The organism is Alcanivorax sp., from assembly GCF_014762765.1.
Classification (GTDB): Bacteria; Pseudomonadota; Gammaproteobacteria; order Pseudomonadales; family Alcanivoracaceae; genus Alcanivorax.
Map to the genome: position 1 here is coordinate 31,745 of NZ_JABURH010000127.1, position 7,343 is coordinate 39,087.

Here is a 7,343-nt window from a genome sequence, read left to right on the forward strand (position 1 = left end):
ACGCGTCGTCATTCGACCCACGGATTACCAGTGGGTGGCGTCGCCCATGCCCGGCGTTCAGCGCATGATGCTGGATCGGATCGGCGATGAGGTGGCACGGGCGACGTCGATTGTGCGCTATGCCCCGCACAGTGCGTTCTCCTCCCACACCCATGATGGCGGCGAAGAGTTTCTGGTGTTGGAGGGGGTGTTCTCGGATGAGCATCAGGACTACCCGGCGGGCACCTACGTGCGCAACCCCATCGGCACCTCTCACACCCCGCGTATCGGCAAGGAAGGCGCAACGATTCTGGTCAAGCTGCATCAGTTTGATCAGGACGACACCGAGCAGAAAGTGATCGACACCCTGAACACGCCCTGGCGACCGGGGCTAGTGGAGGGGCTGACGGTGATGCCCCTGCACGATTTCAAAAGCGAGCATGTAGCGCTAGTAAAATGGGCACCCCATACCCAGTTCCAGCCACACCAGCATTGGGGCGGGGAAGAAATCTTTGTCCTGGACGGCACCTTTTATGACGAGCATGGCCGCTACCCCAAAGGCAGCTGGCTGCGCAGCCCCCACCTGAGCCGGCATACGCCGTTTACGAAAGAAGACGGGGCGTTGATTTATGTGAAGGTGGGGCATTTGTAAATGCCTATTGGGGGGTGTACCTAATTTCTTTTGTTCACGCGGACCGTCTCAATCTTCCACTCAACCTAAGGCCATCTCTCATATTCATTCCCATCAAAATGAGATTGACGGCACCGGCAATCAATTCGACGCCTTGCACCACATAGAAACCAGTATCAAAAGCCCCCATCGATGCCCAATGATCAAGCACTACCGCGCAGGGAATCAGCACCAATATTCCATTGGCACCAATAAACGGCATTCTCTTCTGCTTTTGTCGTACCAGCTTTCCGCTTCTGCCTTTAGCCAGGGCGAACCCGCTCGCGCCAGTGAATGCAATGGAAGGAACAAGAATCAACAAGCCTGGCCAGACGATGAGGCGTTTCAGGGTTGCGATGGCTTCTGCGCTACCGAAAAGCTCGACGAGAATGGTTGCCGAAAAGAACATGGCAATGCACAAGAAGGCAATAATTGCGGCAACGCGATGAAGTAGGGACGCCATGGTTTCCTCCGGCAGGGAAATTGGTAACATGTTGTCATTGTGCTAAAGCGCCACTCAACTTGTCAACATGTTGTCAATTTACAGAAGGGATGCCTATGAACGACCCGCAGAAAGGCCCGGTGTTCACCGAAATCGTGCTTGAAGTCTTCAAGCTGGGCGGGCTGCTTGTCAGTGAAGGTGACGATATGGGCTCGGAATATGGCATTACCAGTGCCCGATGGAAGATTCTGGGGGCGCTTTACCTGGCGGGTGAACCGCAAACCGTGCCGCAAATAGCCAGAAGCATGGGACTGACACGACAAGCCGTACAACGACTGGTTGATGCCATGCATCAGGATGAGCTTCTGGTTTTCCAGGACAATCCAGGCCACAAGCGCGCAAAACTGATAAGCCTGTCGGAGCGAGGGAAAACGGTATATTTGAAGCTGGATGAAAAGCAGTCGGGATGGGCAACGACATGCTCAAAGGACATGAGTAAGGAAGAACTAGAAACAACACTGTCTGTGCTTAAGCGAATCGCCGTCTCAATGGACCGCTAGCGTCCTGATCTGCCGCCGAGGTTTGGCATGCAGGACCCCGTTGCCTTCTTTATTTCCCAGCTTAATTCAGCCAACAAAACAGAAAAGCGAACATCGGAATCCGATCTTGCCTTTTGCCACCTGAAGCACGGGGCAAGAGCTGCCCCCAATACTCCGAGGTAGACGATGCCCAGCACCCGGCCCATCACCTTCGGTCGGCTAGCGAAAAGGAAGCGTAGCGGGTACGGAAAACCCAAAACCCATTGACGAACTAGCTGGTCGGGAAAACCTCGTCGACCATCAACGCCGCTGCTTACGACATACGGCTAGCTCACGCAGCGCAGAAATTCGTCAAACTCTCGGCACACGTAACCCGGCAATGTCCGTCCCTCACTGGCAATCAGCTCTACAAACGCCTGATAGTGCTCCTGCGACGAGCATGCTTTGCCCCTGTCTTTCTCAATAAGGGCATCAACGTGATTCTTGATCGGCTCCGGATTGCCTGGACGTCAGCTATCTGGAGCAGGCGCAGGCAAAAGTCCGAATGCTGAATGTCTGAGAAGGACGAATAGCAGTCATGAAGCCAGGACACACGCTGATGCCCTACCGCGACAGATGGTGGAGCCTGACCGCATCCAGGTAGCTCTAAGACGATCGCGTTATAGCCACTGCTCCTGACCAAGTGTCTGCGCTGTTAAACATACCGTGCAGCAGCACGATTGTGAGACATCTGTCGTCGCAGAGGAGGATCCGCGCGTTTGAAGCCGCCACGCCTCGCTCGGCTCTCGAAGATCCTCGAGTCAGTCCCGGACACGTAGCACCAGCTTTCCCCGCGTATGGAACGTACGGCTGGCCCGGTGGGCTTCAGCCGCTTCGGCTAACGGATAGACGTTCTCGACGACCGATCGGATGTGTCCTTGCGTCATCAACTCGGCGAGGGACGACAACTCCTGACCTCGGGACCTGACGGTGACGACAGATGCTCGTTGGCCACCGAAAACCTTGGCGCGAAGGCTTGTCAGCGCCCAACTCAGGAGCGTTTTCGCGTTAGGTACCGTGGTGATGTAGCAACCATCGGGGTCCAGGACCGCACCGCAACTGCTCAGGCTCTCCCGGCCGAGAGTGTCGAAGACCAGATCCTGACCACGTACAAAGTCATTAAATCGTTCCTTGGTGTAGTCGATGACCTCGTTGGCACCAAGCTCGCGCACAAACTCGACGTTGCCCGTGCTGCAGACAGCAGTCACGTGAGCGCCGGCATGATGAGCAAGTTGCACGGCGTAGTGTCCAACCCCGCCCGAACCACCGACCACCAAAACGCGACTGCCGGTCGCGACCGTCGACAGCTCGAACAAGCTCTGCCATGCAGTCAGCCCTGCCACCGGCAACGCAGCGGCATCAACATGGCTGATCTCTTTTGGTTTGGGAGCCACGCACGCAGCGTCGACTGCCATGTACTCGGCGTATCCACCCATGCGTCCTAGTTGGCTTTGCATGGCGAAGACCTCTTGGCCAACGGAAAAGCCAGTGACCTGCGCACCGACATCGACAACAACACCGGACACATCGCTACCGGGAATGATCGGCGGCCGACCGACAAGCGGACGTCCGACATACGTTCCCTGTCGCAGCATCCAATCTCGCGGATTAACACCCGCGGCATATACCTCGATTAATACCTGCCCTGAGCGCGGACGCGGGGTGGGTCGTTCTCCGTAGCGCAGGACCTCAGGTCCTCCAAAACTCTCTAAATATATCGCCTTCACTGAATTTCTCCTGATTTGTTGTGGAGGAAGAGTCTGTAGTCCGTGTTTATCGGCCAGACCAGCGGGGTTCGCGGCGTTCAAGTAACGCCTGAATATCTTCAGCAGTGCCTTGCGAGGAAAGTGTGTTGACGATCGCCTATTCGGTGACCTGCCTAGCGAAGTCGTTGTCGGCGCTGTGGACTAGTTCCAAGGCGACCAAACTCTCCTGCACCGATATCGGCGCACCGCGGCAGACGAGTTGCGCCATTTCGAGCGCGGCCCACAACTCTGGATCATCTTCGAATTCGTTGAATGCAGCGTCGAGGCCAGCGATCATCTCCGCATCGAACGCATTGCGCTTGTCCCGCCGATTCAATCGAATAACGAAAATTTTTTCTTTCCTGCTGGTTTCGATGCTCATAAAACTCCTGCGGGACGTGATGATGTGTCAAACACGTCGCATGCATGACGATCGTTTTGATGTAAAAAGCTGGTCATCGGCTCGTCTGCAACGACCGAAGTTGGCCTTGCTGTGGCTGTCGCAGGGCGAAGTCGGTGATCAGCTCGGCAATCAGGGTCGGGTCGTCGAGTTGCGGGCAGTGGCCGCAGTGGTCGAGTATTCGCAGCTCGCTGCCGGGGAATTGGCGGTGCAGGCGCACCGAAGCTGAGGGAGGAATCATAATGTCGCGGCGACCGTGCACCACGAGCATCGGGGGCACTTCGCCGGTGGCGAAACCGCCATCCATTTCACGCAACATTGCACGCCCCTCGGTGGCGATAGACGCAAATCCACGCTCAGTTCCCAGCATTGTGGCCATTCGTGCGGCTGCTTCGAGGTCGGCGGTGGTTGGTGTGGCATAGAGTGAGCGAGCAATGAACTTCACTCCCAGCCGACTCATAGCTATCTGATCCAAACAGGGGATGCGGCTGACCAGGGCCGAAGGCGGCGAGTAGCGCCCGATAAGTGATTCGATCAACGGTTGATAGCCCAAGCCGGCGGTATCGACCGGTATCGCGGCGCTTATTGGCAGGGTGGGGTCGAGCGCAGCTCGCACCGTGAGGTTCCCGCCGAGCGAGTTGCCCACCAGGACTGCTGGCTCGCTCGCGCCTTCGGCCCGGACGAGGTCGCGGACGAATGCGTCGAGCTGAGTCAGCCCAGGACCGGGCTGGCGGCGATCGGCCTGGCCGTATCCGGGTAGATCCACGGCAACTGCGCTATGGCCACGGCTCGCGAGAGCGGCGAGCAAACCGGACCAGGTATCTGCGCTGTCGAATATGCCGTGCAGTAGCACGAACGTTGGGCCACTTCCGACGCAGCGCAGCTCACGTGTGTTGAAACCAGCGAAGTTCGACCGATCTTCAGAGATCATTGTGGTCCTCCGACATTTCCCGAATTAGATCGCTTCACCGCGCCCCCAACCTGAAGGGCCGGGCGCGTCCGTGCTGATCTTAGGTCTTATTTTGAGACTAGCAGGCCTAACTCGAAACCACCAGTCTTATTTTGAGACTGATAGTGCCAATGATGGTTTCGTTTTAGAACCAGGTGCTGTCGAGTTGTGCTACTATCGGTTTATGCGCTATGAAGACCTTGCTGATTTCCCATGTTCGATAACGCGGCCGCTGGTAGTATTGGGGGACCGTTGGACGCTCCTCGTTTTGAAGGCTGCGTTCACGGGAATTCGTCGCTTCAATGACTTCCGGCGCGCGCTAGGAGTGTCCCGAAGTCGCTTGCAGGACCGACTCGACCGGCTCGTTGAGCACGGAATCCTGGTAAAGCAGCAGATTCCCAGCAGCGCGCACGAGGAGTACCGCCTGACAGATAAAGGGCATGACATCTACCCGATCCTGATGGCGATACGAGATTGGGGCGATGCCTACATGACGCCGGAGGGGCCGCCATGGCGTTATCGACACAGCGGCTGCACAGGCGAGGCTCATGTGCGCCTCGAATGCGATGCGTGCCATAAAGAACTCACCGCACGCGATGTCGTTCTCGCACCGGGGCCGGGCCTCCCAAAATCGACCCGATCGACATCACAAGAGTAGATTTCCAACGGCTCACGTTTTGCTCTTGAGCCGAACTGCTTCCTCGTCCTTCTCATCAACCTCGCGGATATCTGCAGCCAGTCAGCGAAGTTGCCGTCGGAGAAACTCGGAAACTCGGGGACACACATAAATTTATTCTCGTCTGTTTCCCGTTTCTTTCTCCAGACATCTTCCGATTCATAATCATCCATGGCCTGGGCCTCTCATAGGCCAATGCCATCACCTGGCTTTACGTCTCGGAAAGTTTTTCTTATAGATTCGATGACCTGCTCTTTACTCATGGGAAATCTAACGCCGCCAGCACGCGCGGCTTTGTAGTAGAGACGAAGCCGCAGCGAAAAAGCCGTCGCCGTGCCTGGCCTTGTTAAATTTTTACTCAGATACCCGAAGGTACTTTCCCGGGTAGTTCCCTTGAAGCATTTCTTCGACATCTTGATTGAGAGACCTAAACTCTTCCATACGGTTGAAAGCCTCAACATCAACTACTAGTTGCTCATTTAGCGTTCTCGCACCCAACACAAGGCTGTGCATATCCGAATCTGAAAAATAGCATTGCGTGCCGGACCTCCGCGGACTTCTCTGTTCGAGGTTGTGAGCGTTAGCTACAGATGATAAACGCTCACATAAGGTTGAGACATCACCCTGGGCTTTATAGACAACTTCAGAGCCGAGGCTATAAGTCACTCTCGGAAACGTATCGCAGCCAGCAAGTAGCATTATCAAAATTAAGATGGTTGATCGATTCATGGCTAAATTTAACGCCATCCATCATGCGCTTGTCGAATGCATGGCATTGCTATGGATGACCTTATTGAATCCTTTAACAAGTTTGGCGAACAAATCATTTCTTTCATTATTTTTAGATAACTTCTCAATCTGCTTAACTATCTTAGAGGCTGTCTTCACCGAAACATTCACTTCGACTCGAGAGGTAAGATAGTAAATACCTCCTTTCCCTTTCGTTCTTCTTTTTTCTCTTACTATTCTCTCCAACTTAGGAAAACCATATCCAGAAACTTCCGGGCGACCAGACTCGCCTCTCGCCCATACAACAGGAAGAGTAAACAAAAACCCCCTTTTAAGATAATCGGCATAATTAACTTGGAGAGTTCCGCCATCACGACAGATGGCTATATCTCCTACAACTCTAATCGGAACCACCATTATCTCCATAACGCTGCCATAACGGGCCGAGCGTAGCGAGGTCCAGGGCACAAAGTGCCCGAACGTTCATGGCCTTGTTATGTGTTTTCACTCGGCACATTCAACGATACCCTCAATTAAATATTCCCAGATTACTCCTGAATCATATTTCTTACGCTCAAACCCAGCCGCTGGAAGCTCCAAGATTATATTGTCAAAACCTGACCAATATCCGGCCCACAGATTATCAATATTTTCAAGCATCGAAACCTTATAGGCATGCCTAGCCAGCGAAACATGCTCCATATTCACTTTAACTATTCTGGTAAGCGGCCAATCTTTTAGCCTGAATTTCTGAACAGTATCCAAAGGCCAGTGGTATTTTCCTGACACAAGCTCACAGGTTTCTAGGTCCCCAAAGGCATATAGAGCTGACAGTCTAGATGGGTATAGAGGGTGATGTCTCTCTCTATAAACTTCAGCATCATACTCAATCCGATAGTCATTTATCGCTGTCAGAAAGTAGGGTGATACCCCTAGAACGTCGTTATTACACGGCTCATAGGGGAGATATCGTACTTTTCCTTCTATGTATTTCTTCAAAAATCCAGCATCAGAGCACGAAGCAGCTGCACCCGAGAAAAAAGATTTGGTGAGATTAAAGTTATGATGCGTAATAGGATTGAACTGGTTTACAAAGATGTAGAATGTGTCCGGAGCTTTTTCATCTATATTGACTAATTTCATACTTACTCCGATTCATTCGCACACATAACGCC

Annotated in this window: 9 protein-coding genes and 1 pseudogene; 3 read left to right on the plus strand and 7 right to left on the minus strand. The window is 53.7% G+C overall.

Annotation, left to right across the window (positions count from 1 at the left end):
• A partial coding sequence (locus HUJ17_RS08255; RefSeq protein WP_290510247.1) for a cupin domain-containing protein occupies nucleotides 1-631 on the plus strand: 631 nt, incomplete at its 5' end.
• 34 nt (nucleotides 632-665) lie between these two features.
• Here HUJ17_RS08255 and HUJ17_RS08260 read toward each other — a convergent pair.
• Entirely contained in the window at nucleotides 666-1,112 is a 447-nt protein-coding gene (locus HUJ17_RS08260) for a hypothetical protein (RefSeq protein WP_290510248.1), read from the minus strand.
• A 95-nt stretch (nucleotides 1,113-1,207) separates the two neighbouring features.
• On the opposite strand from HUJ17_RS08260, the gene HUJ17_RS08265 reads away from it, so the two are divergent.
• A complete protein-coding gene (locus HUJ17_RS08265) occupies nucleotides 1,208-1,651 on the plus strand; it encodes a MarR family transcriptional regulator (protein ID WP_290510249.1) in 444 nt (147 codons plus the stop codon).
• A 158-nt stretch (nucleotides 1,652-1,809) separates the two neighbouring features.
• Here HUJ17_RS08265 and HUJ17_RS08270 read toward each other — a convergent pair.
• From HUJ17_RS08270 to HUJ17_RS08285, 4 genes and pseudogenes are all read right to left on the minus strand, one after another.
• Nucleotides 1,810-2,058: pseudogene (locus HUJ17_RS08270) on the minus strand (IS91 family transposase); the annotation flags it as partial.
• Between the two features lie 372 nt (nucleotides 2,059-2,430).
• A complete protein-coding gene (locus tag HUJ17_RS08275) occupies nucleotides 2,431-3,396 on the minus strand; it encodes an NADP-dependent oxidoreductase (RefSeq protein WP_290510250.1) in 966 nt (321 codons plus the stop codon).
• A 136-nt stretch (nucleotides 3,397-3,532) separates the two neighbouring features.
• Nucleotides 3,533-3,796, minus strand: coding sequence for an enoyl-CoA hydratase-related protein (locus HUJ17_RS08280; RefSeq protein ID WP_290510251.1), 264 nt, complete (start codon nucleotides 3,794-3,796; stop codon nucleotides 3,533-3,535).
• A gap of 73 nt (nucleotides 3,797-3,869) precedes the next feature.
• Nucleotides 3,870-4,745 carry an alpha/beta hydrolase gene (locus HUJ17_RS08285; protein ID WP_290510252.1) on the minus strand — a complete coding sequence of 292 codons (876 nt, stop codon included), beginning with the start codon at nucleotides 4,743-4,745 and terminating at the stop codon, nucleotides 3,870-3,872.
• Nucleotides 4,746-4,815: 70 nt separating this feature from the next.
• Between HUJ17_RS08285 and HUJ17_RS08290 the strand changes: the two genes are divergently transcribed.
• Nucleotides 4,816-5,421 (plus strand): helix-turn-helix domain-containing protein, encoded by a 606-nt coding sequence (locus HUJ17_RS08290; RefSeq protein WP_290510253.1) that lies wholly within the window; start codon nucleotides 4,816-4,818, stop codon nucleotides 5,419-5,421.
• A gap of 768 nt (nucleotides 5,422-6,189) precedes the next feature.
• On the opposite strand, the gene HUJ17_RS08295 is transcribed toward HUJ17_RS08290, so the two are convergent.
• Both HUJ17_RS08295 and HUJ17_RS08300 read right to left on the minus strand, forming a co-directional pair.
• Nucleotides 6,190-6,594, minus strand: a complete 405-nt coding sequence (locus HUJ17_RS08295; protein WP_290510254.1) for a hypothetical protein — start codon at nucleotides 6,592-6,594, stop codon at nucleotides 6,190-6,192.
• Between the two features lie 78 nt (nucleotides 6,595-6,672).
• Nucleotides 6,673-7,311 (minus strand): hypothetical protein, encoded by a 639-nt coding sequence (locus tag HUJ17_RS08300; RefSeq protein ID WP_290510255.1) that lies wholly within the window; start codon nucleotides 7,309-7,311, stop codon nucleotides 6,673-6,675.
• Nucleotides 7,312-7,343 lie beyond the last annotated feature (32 nt).

Coding starts and splice junctions, on each gene's coding strand:
- HUJ17_RS08285 (WP_290510252.1), bottom strand. CDS start 4,745: ATGATCTCTGAAGATCGGTCGAACTTCGCTGGTTTCAACACACGTGAG.
- HUJ17_RS08265 (WP_290510249.1), top strand. CDS start 1,208: ATGAACGACCCGCAGAAAGGCCCGGTGTTCACCGAAATCGTGCTTGAA.
- HUJ17_RS08300 (WP_290510255.1), bottom strand. CDS start 7,311: ATGAAATTAGTCAATATAGATGAAAAAGCTCCGGACACATTCTACATC.
- HUJ17_RS08260 (WP_290510248.1), bottom strand. CDS start 1,112: ATGGCGTCCCTACTTCATCGCGTTGCCGCAATTATTGCCTTCTTGTGC.
- HUJ17_RS08280 (WP_290510251.1), bottom strand. CDS start 3,796: ATGAGCATCGAAACCAGCAGGAAAGAAAAAATTTTCGTTATTCGATTG.
- HUJ17_RS08295 (WP_290510254.1), bottom strand. CDS start 6,594: ATGGAGATAATGGTGGTTCCGATTAGAGTTGTAGGAGATATAGCCATC.